Origin of the sequence: Gracilibacillus lacisalsi DSM 19029 (assembly GCF_000377765.1) — a bacterium.
In the GTDB taxonomy this organism is placed as follows: Bacteria; Bacillota; Bacilli; order Bacillales; family Amphibacillaceae; genus Gracilibacillus; species Gracilibacillus lacisalsi.
On record NZ_KB898676.1, the window covers coordinates 13,469 to 36,306 of the forward strand.

The following is a 22,838-nucleotide window of genomic DNA, read 5'->3' on the forward strand; positions in this document are numbered from 1 at the left end:
AAGTGGAAATTGTACGTACTGTTAACGAATTGATAGCTATTACAGCCAGATTGAAACAGGATAATAAAACGATCGGTTTCGTCCCTACCATGGGTTATTTACATGAAGGACATACAACACTGATGGATGAGAGCAAAAAATATGCAGATGTGTTAATTGCAAGTATATTTGTAAATCCCCTGCAGTTCGGACCAAATGAAGATTTTGCACGTTATCCAAGAGATGAAGAACGGGATCAAAAGATTGCTGAACAACATAACGTCGATATTTTATTTTTGCCTACGGTGGACGAAATGTATCCTCAAGAAGCAACGATAAAACTTCATGTACAGAAACGAACGGATGTTTTATGTGGTAAAAGTCGATCAGGCCATTTCGATGGTGTTGCCACCGTATTGACTAAGCTTTTTCATTTAACAAAAGCAGATTTTACTTTTTTTGGCCTCAAAGATGCTCAACAAGTTGCTGTTGTAAAAGGACTTATAGATGATTTCAATTTCCCTACCAAACTAATTGCAGTACCAACAGTAAGAGAGTCAGATGGTTTGGCAAAGAGCAGTCGGAATGTTTACCTGTCTGAAGAGGAAAGGAAAGAAGCCGCTCACTTATATAAAGCATTACGTACAGGACAGCAATTAATTATTGACGGTGAAAAAAATCCTGTTATGATTATAGAGGAAGTAAAAAAATATTTAGATAGAGAAACAAACGGTGAAATTGAGTATGTAGATTTGTTAACATTTCCATCCTTAAAGCCAATAAGTAGTATTGATCAACAAGTCATCATTGCTGTAGCTGTTCAATTTACGAAAGCACGATTAATTGATAATCTTATCATAAGTGAGAATGGAACTGTACCTAAAGCAATTGTTTAGGGGGAACGATTATGTTACGTACTATGATGAAATCGAAAATTCATCGCGCACGTGTAACAGAGGCAAACTTAAATTATGTAGGTAGTATTACGATTGATGAAGAAATTTTAGATAATGTGGGTATTTTACCGCATGAAAAAGTACAAATTGTAAACAACAATAATGGAGCACGCTTGGAAACATATGTGATTGCTGGAGAAAGAGGCAGTAAGGTATTTTGTTTAAATGGTGCAGCTGCTCGTCTTGTTCAGCCTGATGATATTATAATAGTCGTTTCATACGGCATCATATCAGACGAAGAGCTAAAAGAATTCAAACCAAAAGTGGCTGTAATGGATGAGCACAACAATATAAAAGAAATCTTAGAGCAAGAACCACCATTATCAAGCCTTTCATGACAACAAACTCTTATCCACCAAGATAAGAGTTTGTTTTTTGAAAATAGCAACTAACGATGAACAGTATCCATATACTGCGCAGTAACGAGGAAAAGGAATTGCTCTCTGGTATTCTTCAATTAGAGAGTGCATGCAAACCGCTCCGGCAGAATACTCCGCTATTGTTGTGCTCTGATTATAGAAAGGATAGAACACATGGAACTAAATCCTTTGAATTTCTTGTCACTTGATCAGAATTGTATACTAAGATGTGGAAAATGCGACACTTCCGGAACTACATATGGTGGAGAAATCGATTGGTTGATTTCGGATTAGTGTTGTGGAGAATAGCTTAACGAAGGCCGCCCACTTCCACTCCTGTGGGACCTGTTTGGCCTGAAGATCCACTTTTTCGAGCGGTTTTTGCTTGAAAATTTAGCTGAAGGGCAAACCCCACGGAAAGGGAAGTGGGCAGCCGAAGTGGTAGTTATCATCACAATATATTTCAAAATTATCGCTTAGGTGACCGCACATCTAATTACCACATTACTTCGCAGTTTTTATCTAGTGTGAACTATGGTCAAGCGAATGTTTATATATTTATTTGTCAGAAGTTGCTAATAATAAATGGAAATGTAATATCAAGTATCGGGGATGATCCTTTGCAAAAATTTGTTGTAATAGATGTCGAAACTACTGGACAATCCGCATCAAAAGGTGACCGAATAATTGAAATAGCTTTAGTAGTAATCGAAAACAACCAAATTACACAACAGTATAATCAACTAGTTAATCCAGAACAACCTATTCCAACCTTTATTTCACAATTAACTTCTATAACGGATGAAGATGTGGAAACACAACCTGTATTCGCTGAAATTGTTCCCGAGTTTAAAGGTTTACTGGATAATGCTATTTTAGTGGCACACAATGTACCGTTTGACTTAACTTTTTTAAATGAAGAGCTTGAACGAGTAGGTGAATTCAAAATTCACCCTTATGTTGTCGATACGGTCGAATTAGCGAGAATTTTATTACCAAAAGCACCTAGCTATAAACTAAATGAATTAGCTGAATATTTAATGATCAGTCATGCTAATCCACATCGGGCGATATCAGATGCACTGGTAACAGCTGATTTGCTAATTTTACTAATAAACAAATTGCAAAGCTTACCGGAGAATGTCATCCAGCAAATGTTATCAATATCTCATCCTTTGCGTACAGATTTTGCTAAATTGTGTGAGTCATTAGATCAACAAGCGATTCGCACAGATTTAGAAGAAATTAGAGGTTTTTCTTTAAAGAAACAAGAAGAAATAAAGGAAGAAGAAGCGTATATTTCGCAAGACTTTTCTACATATTTAGATGAAATATATGGTGATCATGGCAAACTTGCACAAGTCTATGCCCGATATGAGAAACGAAACGCACAAGTCTTCATTAGTGAGAAGATATATGATCATTTTCGGATGAATGAACATGCACTTATTGAAGCGGAAACAGGTGTTGGCAAAACTATTGGATATTTAATTCCGGCTGTTTATGAAGCACTAAATCACCATAATAAAGTAGTGATTAGTACAACTAATACAAACTTACAGTCTCAATTAATCGATCAAGATTTAGCAAAATTAGATTTACCCATTCGAACAGCTATTATGAAAGGAAAAAGCCATTATTTAAGCTTACAAAATTTCGAACAATTCTTTCATGATTCTAATTATCGATCTTATCAGGATATATTGCTAAAAGCGATGATTATCGTCTGGCTTACGGAAACAACGACAGGTGATTTAGATGAAATACAATTTCCGGTTGAAAAACACCCTGTTTTTAATCAAATTGTTGTCAATAACGAAAAAGCGAATGAGATGTGGAAGGATTATTGTTTCTATCAAAGAATGATAAAAACAGCAACAGAAGCTTCGATCATAGTCACCAACCATTCTCTGTTAGCAATTGACATGTTAGCAGATAAGCCGATTCTGCCTGCGTATCAAAGATTAATTATTGATGAAGCACATCAACTGGAACAAATGGCAACCAATTATCTTGGAGATTCTTTAAGCTATTTTGAATTAACTCACTTTTATCAACAGTTGGAAAAAAGTGATGTTAAAAGTACAAGTCTTCAACAATCTATAGATACGGTTAAATATGAAACAGATATATTATTCCGTCAGTTATATCAATATGTCAAAGAACAGAATAAAAAACAGAAAAATGTTACAGATGTAGGGCGTTTAAAAACTGTTTGGAACCATGATAAACCAATAGAACTTGTTGACAGCGTTTATCGAACAATCATGGTAATCAAAGATTTAGCACAATTGTTCCCAGAAGATATAACGGATGAGAAGGAACAAATCTTACATGTAGAAGAACTGCTTCGTCAGCTATTGATTGAAGAAAAACAGGAAGCTGTTACATGGCTGGAAATTGATCAACAAGGTGCAGAGAATGCTGTATTTATTCAGCACGAACCATTTTCAGTTAAGAATACATTACAGTCTTATTTATTTCGGGAAAAGCAATCGATTATATTAATTAGTGCTACTCTAACCATGAACCAATCATTCCGATATATAAAAGAAAGACTAGGGCTTAATACGGAGCATACGAAAGAGTATATGGTTGAACATCATTTTGACTATCAGAACCATGTTGAGCTTATGATACCTAACGATCTTCCGGCTATACAATATCCTAATAATGACGACTTTATCTTTGCGATTAATGAAGCGATTATTTCGATTGCCGAGAAGACGAAGGGGAGAATGTTAGTACTGTTTACTTCGTATGACATGTTGCGAAAAAGCTACTTTATTTTAAAAGAAACAGATCTGTTAATGGACTATATGATTATTGGACAAGGTGTTTCGACAGGCAGCAGGAATCGATTAATTAAACAATTTCAAGCATTTGAAAAATCGATTCTTTTAGGTACAAATGCTTATTGGCAGGGCATTGACATTCCAGGTAATGATTTGTCGTGCTTAATCATTGTGAAGCTACCTTTTCAGTCACCACAAGATCCTGTATATATAAAAAAAGCTGATTATTTTAAATCAAAAGGAATGAATCCGTTTATGGAATTAGCTTTACCACAAGCGGTATTGCAATTCAAACAAGGATTTGGCAGATTAATACGGAAAGATACAGATCAGGGTATGATTTTTGTCTTTGATGAAAGAATCATGACCAAACGGTATGGTAAGACATTTATTCAATCAATACCTGACATTCCTATTCATTATGAAACCATGCAAGACTTACTAAATCGTGTAAGTAAAAAATGGCTATGATAAACTTCCGTATTTGTGAAAACCTACATATATAATCAAAAATCAAAGAGGTAGGTTTCCTAATGATAAAACGTTTGTTCTGCTGTCTATTATTATCGTTGCTGATTAGTCCGCCGTTGCTAGCGATACCTGATATACCAAAATTAAATACCGATGAATTAGACATTATATTTTTTAATGTACCACACGGAGAAGCAAGTTTATTAACGAATCATAAGGGTGAGCACATTTTAGTGAATACTGCTTCAAAACGCAGTCAAAAAACATTATATCAGCAATTAAGTAAACTACATGTCGACAAAATTGACACGATTGTTGTAACGAATCAATCAGAAGAATATACAGGAAACTTATTATATTTTTTGGAACATTATCAAGTCGAAAAACTAATCATTCCTTCGAACATGAATGTGGAATTTTTAGAAGCAGTCGAGGTGGAAACTTGGAAGCTGAATGAAGAGTTTTCTCTCTGGGAAGATGTAAATATCCGACCGTTGGATGAAACCAAGGATGGAGATATTTCTTTTTTAATGCGATATGGTAAAGAGTCCATTTTGTTTTTGAATGACAAAGAAACGACCATTGAACAAAAATTAATTGAGCAGACTGTTGATGTAGATATATTAAAGGTAGCTGCTTTCGGTAGTGGACATTCACCATCGCAAAATTTTCTGGAACATATTGATCCATATATGAGTATCATTTTTCCAAGTCAAACACATAAGATTAATGAATCATTAATTGAGCGGTTAAACGCAACTTGGATTGATGTTTACTTTTTAAAACAGTCTGGTACCGTATTTGTCCGTTTAAATAAGGATGACTACGAAATTCTTACGGAAAATAGTTCAGTCAGTCTGTTACCTTCTTAAATAACCATAGATATTTAAAAATCTACCATGTTTTCAGTTGAAAAATTGATCAAAGTCTATCAAAATAAATAGAGGAATATCTTTTTACACAATAGGGAAAGAGGTCATCGCTTTCCCTATCTTATATCTGTTGGAGGTGTCTTAAATAAGCCATTCAAAAATTACAACACTGTCTACTGTTCAGCTGACATATGCAGACGATTTGTATAAAATTGTCGATAGTTTAAATCGAACGTTGAAAGAAGAAAATCTTATGTTTGGATTAACACTAAGTGAGGATAATGATGAAAAAGCAATCTTTACCATTTATCGAACGCAGTAAATTATGGATTATCGTATCATTAATTTTTATCTTTTTATTGATCGTCTCGTACTATTTTATTTCGCTGTACCAAGACGTAATAAATAGTAAAACAGAACATTTTGATGAGGTGAGAACTTTAGCCTTGGATAATACTTCACTAGATGTGATACATAGCATTGAACGATTTCATGGCGATCAATTATACTATGTGGTAGATGGTGAAACAAATGATAATCAAGCCTCGTTAGTATATATGTATCTGTCGGAAGAGGAATGGGAATATGATACTTATAATAAAGAATCCCTTTATGGTGAAGATATCCTCTTATCCGAATGGCGTGATCGATGTACATCTTGTGAGTTGTTAGGTTCAACAATTGGATTAGATAGTGGCTACCCCGTTCTCGAGATTAAATACCTTGATACATCAGATAGACTGGTGTATGAACATGTATTACTAGAGGACAAAACGCACTATCGATTAACTTTAAAGCCATCATTTCAATAATAGAAAGGTGATTAAAGAGTATGGAATTAGCAAACAGAGTACAAACATTAACCCCATCATCAACGCTTGCTATTACAGCAAAAGCTAAAGAGTTAAGACAAGCAGGACATGATGTGATTGGTTTAGGTGCTGGAGAACCAGATTTTAATACTCCAGAACATATTTTAGAGGCAGCATCTAAAGCCATGTATGAAGGTTTTACTAAATATACTCCAGCTGGAGGAACGATTGAATTAAAGCAAGCTATTCAGAAAAAAATGCAGCAAGATCAAGGCTTAGACTATGATCTTGACCAAATTATTGTAACAATTGGTGCAAAACATGCACTTTACACTTTATTTCAAGTGTTGCTCAATAAAGAAGATGAAGTGATTGTTCCCGCACCATACTGGGTAAGTTATCCTGAACAAATTAAATTAGCAGAAGGAAAGCCGGTATTTGTAGATGCACAAGAAGAAAATGAATTTAAATTAACACCGGAACAATTAGAAAATGCTATAACAGAAAAAACAAAAGCAGTTATCATCAATTCTCCTAGTAACCCAACAGGTGTTATGTATGAGAAAGAAGAATTAGAAGCATTAGGTGAAGTATGCCTCAAGCATAATATTTTAATCGTTTCAGATGAAATTTATGAAAAATTAACCTATACAGCAACAAAACATGTATCTGTGGCAGAGCTTTCACCAAAATTAAAAGAACAGACTGTTATCATTAACGGCGTTTCCAAATCACATTCAATGACAGGATGGAGAATTGGTTATGCTGTAGGGAACAAACAACTTATTAAAGCAATGTCCAATTTAGCATCACATTCTACATCAAATCCGACGTCGATTGCACAAGTAGCAGCAGAAGCAGCTTACAGTGGCTCACAAACACCGGTAACCGATATGCGTGAAGCATTTAGTGAACGACTAGAAAAATTATATGAATGGTTAGTGGCTATACCAGGAATCGAATGTGTCAAACCTAAAGGCGCTTTCTATCTGTTCCCAAATGTGAAGAAAGCAGTGGAAATGAACGGCTTCGATACGGTGGACGAATGGGTTACAGCTTTATTAGAAGAAGAAAAAGTAGCATTAGTTCCAGGCTCTGGATTCGGTGCACCAAATAATGTTCGTCTTTCCTATGCTATTTCATTAGAACAACTAGAAGAAGCAGCAAATCGGATTAAACGATTTGTTGAAAATCACCAATAAGTACGAACGATAGTGGAGGAATTTTATGAAAACAACAATTAATCAGGTAGCAAATTATCTTAATCAAGAGGTGACGATCGGTGTTTGGCTTGCCAATAAACGTTCCAGTGGTAAAATCGCTTTTCTACAATTGCGTGATGGTACTGGCTTCATTCAAGGAGTTGTCGTAAAAGCAGAAGTATCAGAAGAAACTTTTCAATTGGCAAAGTCGATCACCCAGGAATCATCATTGTATGTAACGGGAACGATTGTAGAGGATACTCGATCACCATTTGGTTATGAAATGCAAGTAAAAGAAATAGAGATTATCCAAGAAGCAACAGATTATCCAATTACACCGAAAGAACACGGTACAGAATTCTTAATGGATCACCGTCATTTATGGTTGCGTTCTAAAAAGCAGCATGCCATTATGAAAATTAGGGACCAAATTATCCAGGCAACTTATCAATTTTTCCAAAAGGAAGGATTTGTTAAAGTTGATCCACCAATTTTAACTGGTTCAGCTGCTGAAGGAACGACTGAGTTATTCCATACTCAATATTTTGATGAAGAGGCTTATTTGTCTCAAAGTGGTCAATTATATATGGAAGCAGCAGCTATGGCACTAGGACGAGTATTCTCATTTGGTCCAACATTCAGAGCAGAGAAATCAAAAACAAGAAGACACTTAATTGAATTTTGGATGATTGAACCAGAAATGGCTTTTGTAACACATGAAGAAAGCTTAGAAATACAGGAAAATTATGTTCAATTCATTATTGAATCCGTGTTGAAAAATTGTACATTGGAGCTTAAAACATTGGAGAGAAATCTGGACGCTCTACAAAAAGTCAAAGCACCATTTCCACGAATCACCTATGATAAAGCAATCGAAATGTTAAAGGAAAAAGGATTTACTGATATCGAATGGGGAGAAGACTTTGGTGCTCCACATGAAACTGCTATTGCTGAAAGCTTTGATCAACCAGTGTTTATTACCCACTATCCGAAAGATATTAAAGCTTTTTATATGAAACCTGATCCTGACCGTGAAGATGTTGTGTTATGTGCTGACTTAATTGCACCAGAGGGTTATGGTGAAATCATTGGTGGATCTGCGAGAATTGATGACCTGTCGTTAATGAAACAACGCTATGAAGAGCATAGCCTTTCAGGAGATGCTTATCAATGGTACCTAGATTTACGAAAATACGGTAGTGTACCACATGCTGGCTTCGGATTAGGATTAGAACGAACTGTTGCATGGATCAGTGGTGTTGAACACGTTAGAGAAACAATACCGTTCCCAAGACTATTAAACCGTTTATACCCATAAGTATAGATAATCCTTTGCTAAACGTGCAAAGGATTATCTATTTTATAAAGAAAACTAAAAAAACTCCACAAAATAGATAAACTACGAAGTAACTCTCAAGAGAATTTGTTTTCTTCTATTCTGTATTTTGAAAGTGAATTCCCGGCGTTGCGGAAAAATACTCCCTTTCAGGGGGAGATCTTGAGCTAACTTCGCAAAGAAAAACACTTTGCAAAGTGGATCTTCGGCTCGTGCTGTTCTCCTCAGGAGTGTCGCATTTTTCCGCAGCTTCGTGTGAATTTCTTATCAAGCAAGAAGAAATTTAAGGAAAATATACACCAAAAGTTCTCTTATTTCGATAATCAGAACACCATGCTTAGCGTAGGCAGAATACGGAGACTCCTGTGGGACAGCGAGAGCTGAAGATCCACTTGGTGAAGTGCCTTTCTTCACCAAGTTAGCTGAAGACGTGCCCGCGGAAAGCGCAGTATTCTGCTGGAGCGTATGTGAGCACTTAATAATCAGAATGGGAGAGAGCCCCAATTTGGGAATTTTCATTACTTCGAAGTGTATCTACTATAAAGTAATTGGTCGATGCAGGAACGGGTATTTTTTTAAAGATAGTGTTATCATATTGGTTGAAGGTGGTTATAAACGATGAAACAAAACATGCAATACATTTTACATGATCAAATAAATGTTCCGGCTTTATTAATTGAAAAATTCGCTTCTTTGGGTTTGGATGAGACGCAATTAGCTATTATTTTGCAAATTTATACGGCACAAAGGAAGGGCAATAATTTTCCAACGCCAGAAGAAATCGCCGAACATCTAACAATTTCAAATGAAGTCTGCACTAATTTACTACGACAATTAATACAAAAAGATTTACTGGCCATTGAAGAGGATCAAGCTGATTACAACATCATCAAAGAATCTTACTCATTAGACCCATTATGGCAAAAGCTATATACGGTTGATCAAAAAGTAGAAAAAGTAGATAATAAGGTTGGAGAAGTATTTCAAAAATTCGAACGTGAATTTGGCAGACCATTATCACCTTTTGAAATCGAAATGATCAACAATTGGTTAGATGAAGATAATCATGATATTTCACTTATATACACTGCCTTAAGAGAAGCGGTATTGATGGGAAAAATTAATTTTAAATATATTGACCGTATTTTAATTGAGTGGCAAAAGAAAGGAATTAAATCTTCCCAACAAGCGCAGCAATCAAGTAAATCGTTTCACAGTCATCAGCAAAACACTTCCGTCAAGAAAGAACATCCTTATGATAAATCTTTATATTACAATTGGTTAGAAGAATAGGGGAGAGTAATGTTAACGAAAAAAGACATAAATATCGTTCTGGAAAAAATCGAGGACATGTTTCCCGATGCAGAATGTGAATTAGTTCATGATAATCCTTTTGAGTTATTAATAGCTGTTGTTTTATCTGCACAATGTACAGATGCTTTAGTTAATAAGGTGACAGAAGACCTTTTCAAAAAATATAAGACACCTGAAGATTATGTAAATGTTCCTTTAGAAGAACTGCAACGCGATATTCGCTCTATAGGACTATATCGTAATAAGTCAAAAAATATCCGAAAACTGTGTACAACTTTAATCGAAGAATATGGTGGAGTTGTTCCAAATACGAAGCAAGAATTAGAAAAACTTGCTGGTGTCGGTCGTAAAACGGCAAATGTGGTCGCTTCTGTTGCATTTGGAGAGCCAGCCATTGCTGTTGATACACATGTTGAAAGAGTTGCAAAACGACTGGGTATTTGCCGGTGGAAAGATAGTGTTTTAGAAGTAGAGAAAACACTAATGAGGAAAATTCCTAAAGAAGAGTGGAGTAACACACATCACCGATTAATCTTCTTTGGTCGTTACCATTGTAAGGCGAAAAGTCCTCAGTGTGAAATTTGCCCGCTTCTTGACCTTTGTCGAGAAGGGCAAAAGAGAATGAGAAAAAGCAGCAAGGTTTAAGAAAACCTTGCTGCTTGCTTTTTTTAATCTTCTTCGGGCTCATCTTGTTGTTGCTCATTTTGATCTGACTGCTCATCTTGATTTTGCTCATCATCATCAGATTGTTCATCACCTTCATTTGGTTGTTCCTCTTGCCCTTCGTTTTCTTGGCCATTCTCGGGTTCTTCCTCATTACCCATTCCCTGTGTAGAAACTTGAACACTTGCAGAAGGTCCTCGTACACCGTTATTCTTTAGGAATGGAGTAACATGAATGGTATAGTTCTTATTAGGTTCAAGCTGAGTTATATTGACAGATTTTTTATTCGTGTTAAATTCATCAATCGTCTGACCACCATCTTGTACGACAATTTCAAATTCAATCGGACCATTCTGATCGTATTCCCAGCTTATTAATGCTGATCGGTTTGCAGGATCAAAAGTTTGATTTAGCTGGCTGACTTGTGGAAGCTCATCCGCTTCATCTTCAGGAACCTCAACGGTAACTGTTTTAGGATCACTTTCCATATCATCATTTACTGCAATAACTTCAATGGTGTATGTTTTTCCTTTATCCACATTAGAAATTTCTACTTCTTTGTTGCCAGTTGTTGTTAAATCATTTAAGGATCCATCTGTTCCAGCTGAAACTTTGAATTCTACATCGTCTTCTTCATGATCCCATTTTGCTGTAATGCTTTCACTTTCCTCATCATAGGAAGCACTTAGATTAGTTACTGGTTCTAGTTCATCAAATTTTTCAGAGACGGCATCAGGTTCTGTTCCTTTTACGAATAACTCTGTCACAATTTCAGAATCTGGTGTATATTCACTTGGTCGTTTAGCTGGGTTTGATCCTTTTTCAACTTGTACTTCCACTACAGAATCTGGTTTCACAAAGTCTTCTGTCTCCACATCCTGAGAAATAAAACTCATCGTCTCTCTAAACAAGTCATGTGCAATCTTCGTATTATTAAGTGCTTTCCGCTCATCATAGCCGGTCCATACAGCAACTGTGTAATTGGTTGTATATCCTGCAAACCATGAATCAGGGCTTCCGCCACCTTCCTCATCAGGAAGGTTAGTAGTCCCAGTTTTACCAGCCATAGGTAAGCCTGAAACATTAGCTCTTGTACCAGTACCTTCTCTGACAACAGATTTTAACATATCGGTTATCATATAAGCAGTATAATCGGACATCGCGACAGTTGATTTGGATTCTAATTCATCTGATCTTCTGTCTGAATAATCTACTTTGATAACGGAGAAAGGTTCATGATACACACCTTCATTTCCGAAAGCTGTATATGCACCAGCCATTTCTATTGGTGTAACACTTGAACCAGACCCTCCGATTGCATCAGTCAGTGTAAAATCTGATTCAAAGTCCATGCCAATACCTTCTGCAAATTTCTTAGCATTGTCATAACCGACTTCGTCTAATGTCTTAACAGCAGGAACATTTAAGGACTGTTCTAGAGCATAGCGTATGGACATCCACCCTTGATAATTACGAGTCCAATTTCGAACAGAAGAATCTGTACCTGCAATTGGATATGGTTTATCATCATTTATTTGGTGATAAGTAGACCATTTTAATTCCTCGATAGCTGGGCCATAGGCAACAATTGGTTTCATGGTTGATCCGCCTTGTCGTCCATCACCATCTATAGCGTAGTTCCAACCATCATTTTCACGGTTTCTACCTGGGCCAATTGCTCTGATAGCCCCTGTTTTTGTATCAAGAACTGTTAAACCAACTTGCATATCTTCATCATCACTATAGTCTATCGGGTTATCGTCTGCATCACTTAATAAAAATTCGACATGTTCTTGTGCATCTGGGTCTAGTGTGGTGTAGACATCTAAACTATCTTTATAAATATCCGCACCTGTCTTTTCGTTGACTTCTTTGCGTACTTGTTGAATAAATCCTTCATATTTGACAAAATCAGGCTTCTTCGATGTTAGCAATTCTTCAATATTGACTTCCCTTGCTTCATCTGCTTCTTCTTCACTAATTTTATTATGCTGCACCATATAGTTAAGTACAGTATTCATTCTTTCTTTCGTTAAATCAGGGTTAACAAATGGATCATAGGCTGTTGGTCGTTGTGGTAAACCAGCTAAGATTGCCGCTTCTGCAAGCGTTAAATCATTAAGGTCTGTTTTACCAAAGTATATTTCTGCTGCCATAGCTACACCATAAGCACCAGAACCATAATAGATCTTGTTCACATACATTTCCATAATCTCTTCTTTGGAATACACTCGATCTAATTGTAATGCAAGCCACTGTTCTTGTACTTTCCGTTTCAATTTTTTATCATTTGTTAGGAATGAGCCCTTCACAACCTGCTGGGTAATGGTACTTGCACCTTGAGCCCCAAATCCCTCTCGGAAGTTTGCAATAACAGCTCCGCCGATTCTCCTGAAGTCAATCCCGATATGATCATGGAATCGAACATCTTCTGTAGCTAAAATCGCGTTCAATAGTACAGGAGGCATGTCATCATATTCTATTTTTGTTCTTTTCTCTGCTCCTAGTTTTGCAAACACCTCACCATTAATGTCATAAAGGTTAGTAGATGCAGGATCCGCCAATAAATCAGCGTCTAAGTCTGGCGCCGTAGCAATATAATACGTAAATAATGCGCCAATACCTAAACCGATAACTAGAACGGCGATTAGTGCATATTTCATTATTTTTTTCCACATTGGTTTGCTTTTTGTATTTTTTTGTTTTAATTGTTTTCTTCTTTCAACTCTTGATTGGCTTTTATCTGCCATTTGTAGTTCCTCCGTTCTCCATATAATACTTGTCAATCACAGCCAAGTAATCTACTTTTGCTTGAAATCGAATTGGTATTATATAACCTAGCTTTTTCACAGTTTCATAACGAATAGATTTCCTACCACCTTTGAACTGCTGATCCCAATAGGGAAATAACTGCTCAGCAGGGAATAGGAATGTTTCTTGACTTAAACTAAAACGAATTAATAGAAAGCAGATTCCTCCATGATCCACTATTTGTTTCATATGATCTATCTGATGCTGATGAATGTTATGAAGTGGTAAGGAATGTTTATTCTTTGTTTCCTTTGCTTCAAAGTCTATATGCTTTCCTTTATATATACCATTATAATCCGTTGTCGACGCCTGTTTAAAGTAAGCTTCTTTAATAACTGCTGCACTTCTCTTTGGATAATCCACATGTACAATTTGAACTGGTGTTGGTTTCTTATGAATAATCGCAATATCGTGAGCTAAATAATATTGATTCGTATCATTTATATCATCTTCCAATGACATGCCACGGTTACTGTATACAGTTTGATTAGATTTAAGTTTAGTATAAGCTGATGACTTTTTTCCATTTGGATACTGCATAGACTCCCTCCTATATCATCAGGCACATCCATCATATCATGGATAGATACATCATACGCTAAGCAACTAAAATCTTCAATCAAAATGTACATGAAAAGCTTGCTGGAACAGCAAATCCCTAACTTAAAGTTTCGAAAATCGTAACATTTATGTGGGGGCTAAATGTATAAATTATATGATTAGCTCGTAAAAAGTCGACATTACGAGAAGCAATGTCGACTTTTGTTCTAAGTTGATGGACGATTTGGTCCATTTAATTTTTTGTCATTTTGCGTCGGTATATCTTTGTTTTGCTGCTTTTCCCGCACATTATTCATCTTTCGTTTTTTGTTCACACGCATCACAATCCCTCCTTTGGTTATAGTTTGACTCTTTTTGTATAAATCATACGTATATTGGAAAGTTAATGTCAGCTTATTTCTAGTTTTGTCAAGGAAAAGGAATTTCAGACCTTCTAATCGAATACAGTTAATAATATAATGAGGAGGGATATGTATGCATAATAATCAAACTATTTTTTCAAAAGAAGCGTGCGAAAAGAAGTTAACTGAATTAATGGCACTTGTTGAACAAATCGAGCAACAATGGGAATTTAAAACGAATAAGGAGACACAAAGTCAGTATTGGCCAGTTAATGAAATCTACAAGAAAGAGGGGGCATAATAGAATTATTTTACGAATCATGTTACAGTAATGGTGGCTATTAAAGGTACAGAAAGGCGGTTCAATAGTTTGTTACTGTTAACATATATAGAAGAATTAGAAAAAGAGTTAGTCAGGTTAAAAGAATATTATCTTACACATGAACGCCCAGAAAATAAAAGGGATCCGGATTTTTTTGCTTTTGTAAAGGAAAATACAGAACCAGTTTTTGAAACAGTAGATCAATGGTACGGTGAAGCTTTAAACTTTGTGAAAGATAGGGATGTTCATGTCCATCCTCAACAGATTGAGTCGACAGAAGAAAATATAAAATTATTGTTACTTCACAGTTATTATGTAGATGTAAAAAGAAAAAGATATATGGAATTACATCAGTCTGTCATATATGTTTTCGATTTATTAAAAAACGATATCGATAATCATTAAAAAAAGATCAATAGTATAGGTTGGTGTCTTAGACAATCCTCCCAATCGTGACATACGCTAGTATAGAATAATAAATAGTGAGGTGACTAGAAATGAGACATCGAAGACCTTTTGGATGTGGAATGCCACCAGCACCGACGGTTGTATATCCGACTAAGACTAACGAAGTGCACACTTGTAGTGAAAGTGAAGTAAAGCATATCCATCCGTCCCATACTACTTGTGTTAATCATCATTTAGTGAAAAACACGCATTACTATCCACACACAACCTCTTATCAAAACACAGTTGATCAAGTCAATGTATATGGCGGACCTGGACCTATGCAAGGACCATGGAATACACCAGGAAACCAACTTGGACCTGGCCAAGGTAATCAACCAAATATGATGCCTAGATAAGTTTTACGATCGATTCGTACCGCGATAATGGAACGAACTATTATTTAATCCAACGTTTTTTCCGAATGAACTGTCATGATTTAATTCATGGCAGTTTTTTTGTTGAAAACCCCCATGGAAAGGGAAATAGGCAAGCTACATAACAAATGAATGCATATTCCTTATTTGATTGTTCCATACTATCAAAAAGAATGGCGAAATGCATATAGCAATAGAACTACACTTCATCTTCGAAAAGAATAATCATAAATGCACGTAGATTTTACTCCTGACAAATAGGATTAAATTATTCGGTAAGATTACTATATGTACCCAATTAATAGGGGAGAGATACGATGGAAAATATTCAAGTAATTGTTCAAAGACAAGACGAACCGGACTCCAAGCCATATGAAGAAGAATTTCTAATTCCCTATCGTGCCAATATGAATATCATCTCTGTTTTAATGTCGATTAGAAGTAATCCGGTTAATAAACAAGGCAAGCATACCTCACCTGTACAATGGGATATGAACTGTTTAGAAGAAGTTTGCGGAGCTTGCTCTATGATAATCAATGGTACACCACGACAGGCTTGTTCAACCTTGGTAGATCGGCTAGAACAACCAATTAGATTAAAGCCGATGGAGACCTTTCCAGTTGTACGGGATTTGGTCATTGAGAGGGAAAGAATGTTTCAAGCATTAAAAAGGGTACAAGCATGGATTCCAATAGATGGTACCTATGATATCGGCTCAGGGCCACGGATGGATGAATCAACACGTCAATGGGGATATGAGTTGTCGAAGTGTTTTACTTGTGGGGTTTGCTTGGAAGCTTGTCCTAATGTAAACAGTAGTGCCGATTTTTTAGGGCCTTTTGTTTTTGCTCAAATTGATTTAAAAAATATACACCCAACAGGATCTATGCATAAACAAGATAGGCTTGAAGCATTCATGGGGGATGGTGGACTGGAATCTTGTGGTAATTCTCAAAATTGTGTACAAGTCTGTCCGAAAGGGGTCCCATTAACTACGTCCATTGCAAAAATTAATCGAGAAGCAACTTTTCAATCATTTCGTGAATTTTTTGGTTGAAAAATGTTTAAGTTACAATAATAATATTATGTTGACTAAATAAACATATTATGATCAACAGGGAGGAAAGCGTGAATAATTTAAATTGGCTAACGTATTTCATTATTATTTTGGCAAGCTACCGCTTAACTCATTTAATTGTATTTGATAAAATTACAGAGTTTATTAGAAAACCATTTTTAAAAAAGGAAAAAGTAGTTGATGACAAAGGAAACGAGCATATTAAAAACGTTCCTACTTCGAAATTTGGTTATCTCCTGAACTGTTATTGGTGTGCAGGAGTGTGGAGTGCGATTATTATTGCAATCTCTTATATGTTTATTCCCTCTATTGCATGGCCCATTATTTTTATTTTATCGATAGCTGGTGCACAAGCGATCATTGAAACCTTTGTAGGAGTAGGGACAAAGATTACGAAATGGTTTAGTGATCAATAAAGGGAGACTCATCAGTGAGAATTTTCCTTTGCTAAATTCAACGATACCTATCAGGAAATTAGCTAAGCTGATCCACTATGCGTTCTTTGACATGATCAATTGTAGTACGGTGGTTAGTGCCGTAATCAATGCTGTTTTTACTTGTTTCATGCGTTTTCAGTTCAGGTATTAGTAAATTCTGATGGTTGTAGTTCTAGATAGCAAGCTTTAAGGAGTTCGCGCATGAAGAAAGGGATAATTGTAGTCATTTCATATGGAATTATTTTGTCGATAGCATACTTATTTCATGAACCGCTGTTAAATTGGTTAAACCAAAGTGACCGGTCTCAGCTGCCATTGATGTGTTTTCTTGCCGTTCTATTCGGAATTATTCCAGTGGTTCCTTTTTCGGTTTTCGGTGCGTTAATGGGAGCTAAATATGGAATTATAATGGGTGCAATGATTAATTGGATAGGTTCAGTCGGAGCATCTGCTCTCTTGTTCCTTTTTGCTCGTTTTGTTTTTGTAAAAGAGTTCCAAAAGCTGATTGCAAAGTTTAATAAGATTAAAAAGTTTGATGATTTGATAAGGCGTAATGCGTTTATCGCCGTATTAGTTAGTCGCATGGTTCCAATTATCCCACCACCTGTCATTAATATTTATTCCGGTTTAAGCGCTATGTCATTTCATACATACATTCTAGCAACCGCTATTGGCCAAATTCCTGGCATGATTGTTTATGCCTTCATAGGGAATCAATTATTCGAATCGATTCAACATTTGCTAATAGGAGTCGGTATCTATTTAGTCTTCTTAATTCTGATAATACCTTTTTATCGTTGGTGGAGGACTAGTTAATGCTAATTTTTGAAGATGATTTATTACTGATGGAAGAGGGATTCTTTTATGAAGGAAAGGAGATTAAACGTGTTAAAACTATCTTTAGTTATTCTCATTATTTTGATGACACTTGTTCTTATTTATTTATATTTAATCCAACCAATCGTGAAAATAAATAAAGCAGATCAAGTTTCCGATTATGCATCTAAACGTGTTGTCATGATTATTATAGATTCCATTATGGATGAACCTTTACAAGATGCTATTAGGAAAGGAAAAGCGCCTGCATTAGAATTTTTAATTCATAATGGCAACTATTATCCAGATATGGTGAGTAGTTATCCAACTATGTCGGTAACCATTGACAGCACCTTGTTAACGGGTACCTATCCAAATGAACATAAGGTTCCTGCACTAGTCTGGTATGATGCACAAAATAAAAAGTTTATTAGTTACGGTAGTGCTAGAAAAGAAATAATGAAAGTTGGGGTAAAACAGGTTTTCCATAACAGTTTATTTGAACTAAATCACCATCACTTGAGTAGTGAAGTACAAACTATTCACGAAGAATTAAATGGACAGTCTGCATCGATAAATACGCTTATGTATCGGGCAAATCATAAACAACTGTTAAATGTACCGAGAATTTTAAAGCTGTCCGGTTTTTTAGAAAAAGGGGATTCGATCAATGGTCCTCAGTATTTTTCTTACGGAATTTTATCAAAGCTAAACCCCAATAATCATCAGACACATTTTTGGCAGGGATTTGGCTTTAATGATGAGTTTTCAACTAAAGAACTTAAATATTTGATTGAGAAAAATTATTTGCCTTCTTATTCTCTTGTCTATTTCTCTGATAATGATAAGAAAGTACATAAAAATGGAGTAAAAGAAACGAAGGGGATAGAAGATGCTGATAAGCAATTGCAAGAAATCCTTAATAGTTATCCATCATGGGAAGAGGCAATACAGGATAATATATGGGTTGTAATGGGGGATAGCGGTCAAAGTGACATTGGAAAAGATAAAGAACAAGTATTAATTGATTTAAGGGAAATTCTAAAAGATTATCACATACATCAAATAAGTGGTCCGATTCAAGAACAAGATCAAATCGTTCTTGGGTTAAATGAACGCATGTCGTTTGTTTACCTGTTAGATAGTAATCTAGAGCAAGAGGATATAGCCACTCAATTAAAAACCGATGAAAGGATTAATTTCATAGCATGGAAACAAGAAGATATGGTAAACGTTATTTCTGGTGACAAACAAGGGTTGCTTTCATTTAAACCAGATGGTAAATTCACTGATTCATATGGACAAAAATGGGAGATAGAAGGCAATGAAAAAATTCTAGATCTCTCTCTATCAAAGGATCAAAGGGTAACATATCAAGATTTCCCTGATGGACTCGCACGGTTATATAGTTCTTTTTATTCGCATTCAGGCAGGTATTTGATTGTAGACGCAAAACCTGGTTTTGAGTTTGTTGGCGAAGGCTCACCAACACATGTAAATGGTGCTAGTCATGGATCACTTTATAAGCATGATAGCTATTTCCCGATGATTGTAACGGGAACAGACCTCAAACCAGAACATAAGCGAATGGTTGATCTAAAAGAATGGATTTTAAAAATACTAAATGAAACTCGTCAATAAAAGGGAAAACACTTGTCAGAGTTTTTGCCCCAGCTGACCATTAATGAAAGGAAGTAGACGGAGGAATATTGCATGCACATTAAAGTCATGACTTATAATATCCATCACGGTAAAGGCTTAGATAAGAAAGTAAATCTTGATCGTATTTGTAAAGTTATAGCTGACAGTAAAGCAGATATTATCGGTTTAAATGAAGTAGACAGATATTTTTCAGAACGCAGTCATTTTCAAGACCAAATGGAGTATCTAACAAAGGAATTAAAATACTATGGTGCTTTCAGTCCTGCGCTATCCTTACAACCAAGAAATAAATATTTAACTCGACAATATGGTAATGGAATTCTGTCTCGTTTCCCCATTTATGCACCTAAGAGTTATCTGTTTAACAATCGCCTTTGTATGACGGAAGACAGGTCTATTCTTGAAGCAACCATTTCATTAGATAATAAATGGGTGCATTTTTATGTTACGCATTTAAGCTTAAATCCTTCTCTACATAGGCAACAAAGTGATTTCCTCATAACCAAAGCGAAGAGACCAGCAGTTATTATTGGAGATTGGAATATGAAAGTACATTCCAAGAGATGGAAAAGGGTAGTAAAGGTGTATAAAGATGTGTGGGATTCCATAGCTAATCAAGATGGACTGACTTTTCCATCGAAAAATCCGCGGAAAAGACTGGATTATATTTTTGTTAGTAAGGACTTTACTATTTTGGATGTACAAGTTAACGACTCGATCCCCATCGCTTCCGATCATTTGCCTTTTGTATCTACTTTATCCATTTAACACACTTTCCTCTCTACAAATCCTAATAAAGGTAACATCTAACAGAATAATCGTAGGCACATATGCCAAAATAGTATTGGTATTACTTTACGAGAGGAAAAAGAGATCATGAATATCAAGTTATATGTACTAACATTATGGCAAATCATTGACCCTATTTACTTTATGTTTACTCGGCTTACTTATATTGATGACTTAAAGGGAAGCAATCGAAATATTTTTAGAGTTCGTTTAACTCGTTATAAAGGAAAAGAATCCATTTTATCTGATGGTACTGTCATCCAAAAAAATGATCTATTAATAAAAATTCATCTGCATAATGTACATTTGATGAAAAGCGTCAGAAATATAAAAAGCGATGTCAGAAAAGCAATGGTCATACACCAGAATGTACAGAAATCGTTACCACAGCTGGCAGAGTATGTGAATAATCATTCTAACGCCTCTGATATAAAAGGAATAATAGGTATAACAATGCTTAATCGTGGCAGTTCTAAATTAGGGTTTGAAACGGTAGAGATTAGTAATTCTTTTTATAAATACTTCAAATGTATTGCTTTACTCCCGATTTACTGGCTATCGGTTAATTCACTTTCCTCTAACAGTTTAAAAAAACATCATCCATGTTATTTATTCATGTCGAAAGAAAAATTGCTCAACAAATACTTCCAGCAAATGTAACACTTTATAAAAATAAAGAGAAGCTAGAACATAACTAAACCATTCCTAGCTAAAGACGAACGTTGACAAGAGATCTAACTTATTCAAATGTTGCTTATTTGTTCATAGTAGATACAAACTGCGAAGTAATGTGGTAATGAGATGTGCGGTCACCTAAGCGATAATTTTGACATATATCGTGATGATAAGGCTGCCCACTTCCCTTTCCGTGGGGTTTGCCCTTCAGCTAACTTTTTCGAGCCAAAACCGCTCGAAAAAGTGGATCTTCAGGTCAAACAGTTCCCTCAGGAGTGAAAGTGGGCGGCCTTCGTTAAATATGCTCCACAACACTAATCCGAAATCAGCCAGTCGATTTCTTCACCATATGTAGTTTCGGAAGTCGCATTTTCTACAGCTTAGTATACAATTCTGATCAAGTGACAAGAAATTCAAAGAGTTTAGTTCCATGAGTTCTATCCTTCCTATAACTAGAGAACAAAAATAGCGGAGGCAGAATACGGAGACTCCTGTGGGACTAACGAGAGCTTCAGCTAACTTTGCAAAGTGGGTTTCTTTGCAAAGTTAGCTGAAGCCGAGCCCACGGAAAGCGCAGTATTCTGCCGGAGCGGTTTGCATGCACTCTCTAAGTCAAGAGCAATTCCTTATCCTCGTTACTGCGCAGTTTATGGATAAGCCGTTATAAAAATCATAACCTTGGATTTAAAAAGACCCGAACTATTCGATGTGTTATCAAATAGTTCGGGTCTTTATTTGACTTAAATATCCTCGATTCTATCTTTTAAAGTTTATAAATCCAAATATAGGAATGCATAGCTTGTGTCTATCTAATAAATAATAATAACACACCAACACCAATTAAATTGCTGGATTTAAATCAGTATTTTCCTTACCAATCGATAATTGGTGAAGTGTTATTTCAGGTAGACTACCAATTCTGATGTTTACACCAGTTTGGCCCAGTCCTTCACTAATATAAAAAGGACGACCATCATGTGAATGAAGTCCTTTGATTACGTTCATTTTGGCAAGTTTCCCCATTTTAGCAAGATGGTACGCTTTAGGGTAACAGATTTGCCCACCATGGAAATGACCTGCTAACAAATAATCAAAATGGTACTTTTTCATATCAAGTACAATATTAGGATCATGTGTCAGTACTAAATTCGTCCCTTTTTGGATCGATTGATAAGAGCTGAGCAAATCACTGCGATTCGTGCTGTAATCATCAATCCCTATAATATTTACTGGTTGATCTTCAATATATATGGTTTCACTACTATTTTGCATGACCTGACAATTGTATTCATTTAATGTGTCGATTAATGATTGTAAATGAACGCCTTTTAAAACATAATCGTGATTACCTAAAACCGTGTAAATGCCATGCTTAGGATTCAATTTATTAAATACCTTTAAATAAGGAATAAGCTTTGGGATTGTTCGTTTACGATCAAGAAAATCACCAGTGAGAGCAATTAAATCAATGTCTTCATGCTTTAGTTTTTCATAAAGCAACTCAGCGGAAATTGAGATGTTTTCCAAATGTAAATCTGAAAGATGCAAAATATTCAAGCTCGTAACGGATTCTGTTTCATTGTGATCTATCTTAACGTTTCTTACGATAATATTTTGGGTGTTTTTATATGCTTTAAACATAACTAGACTAACTAGGATTATAAAACTAATTAATAAGAACAAGAACATATTCATCACTCCTCTAGTCCTAATTATACAGGGTTTTATCTTTAATTGTTACGGTAATTCATGGATAGATTTC

22 protein-coding genes are annotated in these 22,838 nt (G+C 35.6%); 19 read left to right on the top strand and 3 right to left on the bottom strand.

The genetic code is table 11. The features are described 5' to 3' along the window. Positions 1 to 2 precede the first annotated feature (2 nt). The 10 genes from panC to nth all read left to right on the top strand — a co-directional run bounded on the left by panC (position 3) and on the right by nth (position 10,741). Entirely contained in the window at positions 3 to 875 is an 873-nt protein-coding gene (gene panC / locus D569_RS0117515) for a pantoate--beta-alanine ligase (RefSeq protein ID WP_018933735.1), read from the top strand. Positions 876 to 886: 11 nt separating this feature from the next. Then, positions 887 to 1,273: an aspartate 1-decarboxylase gene (gene panD / locus D569_RS0117520; protein ID WP_018933736.1), complete on the top strand. Its 387-nt coding sequence runs from the start codon at positions 887 to 889 to the stop codon at positions 1,271 to 1,273. 641 nt (positions 1,274 to 1,914) lie between these two features. Next, entirely contained in the window at positions 1,915 to 4,560 is a 2,646-nt protein-coding gene (gene dinG, locus D569_RS0117525) for an ATP-dependent DNA helicase DinG (protein ID WP_018933737.1), read from the top strand. 62 nt (positions 4,561 to 4,622) lie between these two features. After that, positions 4,623 to 5,432: a ComEC/Rec2 family competence protein gene (locus D569_RS0117530; protein WP_018933738.1), complete on the top strand. Its 810-nt coding sequence runs from the start codon at positions 4,623 to 4,625 to the stop codon at positions 5,430 to 5,432. A 145-nt stretch (positions 5,433 to 5,577) separates the two neighbouring features. Continuing rightward, a complete protein-coding gene (locus D569_RS24115; RefSeq protein WP_083939071.1) occupies positions 5,578 to 5,754 on the top strand; it encodes a YpmA family protein in 177 nt (58 codons plus the stop codon). Beyond that, on the top strand, positions 5,717 to 6,244 hold the full coding sequence (locus tag D569_RS0117535) for a cell wall elongation regulator TseB-like domain-containing protein (RefSeq protein ID WP_018933739.1): 528 nt from the start codon (positions 5,717 to 5,719) through the stop codon (positions 6,242 to 6,244). The genes D569_RS24115 and D569_RS0117535 overlap by 38 nt, the downstream gene beginning before the upstream one ends. Positions 6,245 to 6,264: 20 nt before the next feature. Beyond that, positions 6,265 to 7,446, top strand: coding sequence for a pyridoxal phosphate-dependent aminotransferase (locus tag D569_RS0117540; RefSeq protein WP_018933740.1), 1,182 nt, complete (start codon positions 6,265 to 6,267; stop codon positions 7,444 to 7,446). 25 nt (positions 7,447 to 7,471) lie between these two features. After that, positions 7,472 to 8,764 (top strand): asparagine--tRNA ligase, encoded by a 1,293-nt coding sequence (asnS, locus tag D569_RS0117545; RefSeq protein WP_018933741.1) that lies wholly within the window; start codon positions 7,472 to 7,474, stop codon positions 8,762 to 8,764. 636 nt (positions 8,765 to 9,400) lie between these two features. Continuing rightward, a complete protein-coding gene (locus D569_RS0117550; protein ID WP_018933742.1) occupies positions 9,401 to 10,075 on the top strand; it encodes a DnaD domain-containing protein in 675 nt (224 codons plus the stop codon). Positions 10,076 to 10,084: 9 nt separating this feature from the next. Beyond that, positions 10,085 to 10,741, top strand: coding sequence for an endonuclease III (gene nth, locus D569_RS0117555; RefSeq protein ID WP_018933743.1), 657 nt, complete (start codon positions 10,085 to 10,087; stop codon positions 10,739 to 10,741). A gap of 23 nt (positions 10,742 to 10,764) precedes the next feature. Here the strand turns inward: nth and D569_RS0117560 are convergent, their stop codons facing one another. Continuing rightward, a complete protein-coding gene (locus D569_RS0117560; protein WP_018933744.1) occupies positions 10,765 to 13,509 on the bottom strand; it encodes a penicillin-binding protein 1A in 2,745 nt (914 codons plus the stop codon). Then, positions 13,499 to 14,110: a Holliday junction resolvase RecU gene (recU, locus tag D569_RS0117565; RefSeq protein ID WP_018933745.1), complete on the bottom strand. Its 612-nt coding sequence runs from the start codon at positions 14,108 to 14,110 to the stop codon at positions 13,499 to 13,501. Before recU ends, D569_RS0117560 begins: the two co-directional genes overlap by 11 nt. 495 nt (positions 14,111 to 14,605) lie before the next feature. Between recU and D569_RS24480 the strand changes: the two genes are divergently transcribed. The 9 genes from D569_RS24480 (at position 14,606) to D569_RS0117615 (ending at position 21,061) form a co-directional block, all read left to right on the top strand. Further along, on the top strand, positions 14,606 to 14,773 hold the full coding sequence (locus D569_RS24480; protein ID WP_018933747.1) for a hypothetical protein: 168 nt from the start codon (positions 14,606 to 14,608) through the stop codon (positions 14,771 to 14,773). A 69-nt stretch (positions 14,774 to 14,842) separates the two neighbouring features. After that, complete coding sequence (locus D569_RS0117580; RefSeq protein WP_018933748.1) at positions 14,843 to 15,199, top strand: DUF1798 family protein; 357 nt, start codon at positions 14,843 to 14,845, stop codon at positions 15,197 to 15,199. A gap of 92 nt (positions 15,200 to 15,291) precedes the next feature. Beyond that, entirely contained in the window at positions 15,292 to 15,600 is a 309-nt protein-coding gene (locus D569_RS23120; protein WP_018933749.1) for a CotD family spore coat protein, read from the top strand. Between the two features lie 335 nt (positions 15,601 to 15,935). Next, positions 15,936 to 16,676, top strand: a complete 741-nt coding sequence (gene sdhB / locus D569_RS0117590) for a succinate dehydrogenase iron-sulfur subunit (protein ID WP_018933750.1) — start codon at positions 15,936 to 15,938, stop codon at positions 16,674 to 16,676. 71 nt (positions 16,677 to 16,747) lie between these two features. Next, the gene (locus D569_RS0117595) at positions 16,748 to 17,113 is read left to right on the top strand and encodes a DUF1360 domain-containing protein (protein WP_018933751.1); all 366 of its coding nucleotides are present in this window, start codon (positions 16,748 to 16,750) and stop codon (positions 17,111 to 17,113) included. Between the two features lie 222 nt (positions 17,114 to 17,335). After that, positions 17,336 to 17,950, top strand: a complete 615-nt coding sequence (locus D569_RS0117600; protein ID WP_018933752.1) for a TVP38/TMEM64 family protein — start codon at positions 17,336 to 17,338, stop codon at positions 17,948 to 17,950. Between the two features lie 48 nt (positions 17,951 to 17,998). Then, positions 17,999 to 19,591 carry an alkaline phosphatase family protein gene (locus D569_RS0117605; protein ID WP_083939072.1) on the top strand — a complete coding sequence of 531 codons (1,593 nt, stop codon included), beginning with the start codon at positions 17,999 to 18,001 and terminating at the stop codon, positions 19,589 to 19,591. A 72-nt stretch (positions 19,592 to 19,663) separates the two neighbouring features. Then, positions 19,664 to 20,380, top strand: a complete 717-nt coding sequence (locus D569_RS0117610) for an endonuclease/exonuclease/phosphatase family protein (RefSeq protein ID WP_018933754.1) — start codon at positions 19,664 to 19,666, stop codon at positions 20,378 to 20,380. 108 nt (positions 20,381 to 20,488) lie between these two features. Further along, a complete protein-coding gene (locus tag D569_RS0117615) occupies positions 20,489 to 21,061 on the top strand; it encodes a YkoP family protein (protein ID WP_018933755.1) in 573 nt (190 codons plus the stop codon). An 855-nt stretch (positions 21,062 to 21,916) separates the two neighbouring features. On the opposite strand, the gene D569_RS0117625 is transcribed toward D569_RS0117615, so the two are convergent. Then, positions 21,917 to 22,765 carry a metallophosphoesterase gene (locus tag D569_RS0117625; RefSeq protein WP_018933757.1) on the bottom strand — a complete coding sequence of 283 codons (849 nt, stop codon included), beginning with the start codon at positions 22,763 to 22,765 and terminating at the stop codon, positions 21,917 to 21,919. Positions 22,766 to 22,838: the final 73 nt, after the last annotated feature.

Bases quoted from the DNA above. Each gene is read 5' to 3' on its own strand.
- panD (WP_018933736.1), top strand. From the start codon at position 887: ATGTTACGTACTATGATGAAATCGAAAATTCATCGCGCACGTGTAACA.
- D569_RS0117530 (WP_018933738.1), top strand. From the start codon at position 4,623: ATGATAAAACGTTTGTTCTGCTGTCTATTATTATCGTTGCTGATTAGT.
- D569_RS0117535 (WP_018933739.1), top strand. From the start codon at position 5,717: ATGAAAAAGCAATCTTTACCATTTATCGAACGCAGTAAATTATGGATT.
- D569_RS0117540 (WP_018933740.1), top strand. From the start codon at position 6,265: ATGGAATTAGCAAACAGAGTACAAACATTAACCCCATCATCAACGCTT.
- asnS (WP_018933741.1), top strand. From the start codon at position 7,472: ATGAAAACAACAATTAATCAGGTAGCAAATTATCTTAATCAAGAGGTG.
- D569_RS0117550 (WP_018933742.1), top strand. From the start codon at position 9,401: ATGAAACAAAACATGCAATACATTTTACATGATCAAATAAATGTTCCG.
- nth (WP_018933743.1), top strand. From the start codon at position 10,085: ATGTTAACGAAAAAAGACATAAATATCGTTCTGGAAAAAATCGAGGAC.
- D569_RS0117560 (WP_018933744.1), bottom strand. From the start codon at position 13,509: ATGGCAGATAAAAGCCAATCAAGAGTTGAAAGAAGAAAACAATTAAAA.
- recU (WP_018933745.1), bottom strand. From the start codon at position 14,110: ATGCAGTATCCAAATGGAAAAAAGTCATCAGCTTATACTAAACTTAAA.
- D569_RS24480 (WP_018933747.1), top strand. From the start codon at position 14,606: ATGCATAATAATCAAACTATTTTTTCAAAAGAAGCGTGCGAAAAGAAG.
- D569_RS23120 (WP_018933749.1), top strand. From the start codon at position 15,292: ATGAGACATCGAAGACCTTTTGGATGTGGAATGCCACCAGCACCGACG.
- sdhB (WP_018933750.1), top strand. From the start codon at position 15,936: ATGGAAAATATTCAAGTAATTGTTCAAAGACAAGACGAACCGGACTCC.
- D569_RS0117600 (WP_018933752.1), top strand. From the start codon at position 17,336: ATGAAGAAAGGGATAATTGTAGTCATTTCATATGGAATTATTTTGTCG.
- D569_RS0117605 (WP_083939072.1), top strand. From the start codon at position 17,999: ATGAAGGAAAGGAGATTAAACGTGTTAAAACTATCTTTAGTTATTCTC.
- D569_RS0117610 (WP_018933754.1), top strand. From the start codon at position 19,664: ATGCACATTAAAGTCATGACTTATAATATCCATCACGGTAAAGGCTTA.
- D569_RS0117615 (WP_018933755.1), top strand. From the start codon at position 20,489: ATGAATATCAAGTTATATGTACTAACATTATGGCAAATCATTGACCCT.
- D569_RS0117625 (WP_018933757.1), bottom strand. From the start codon at position 22,765: ATGTTCTTGTTCTTATTAATTAGTTTTATAATCCTAGTTAGTCTAGTT.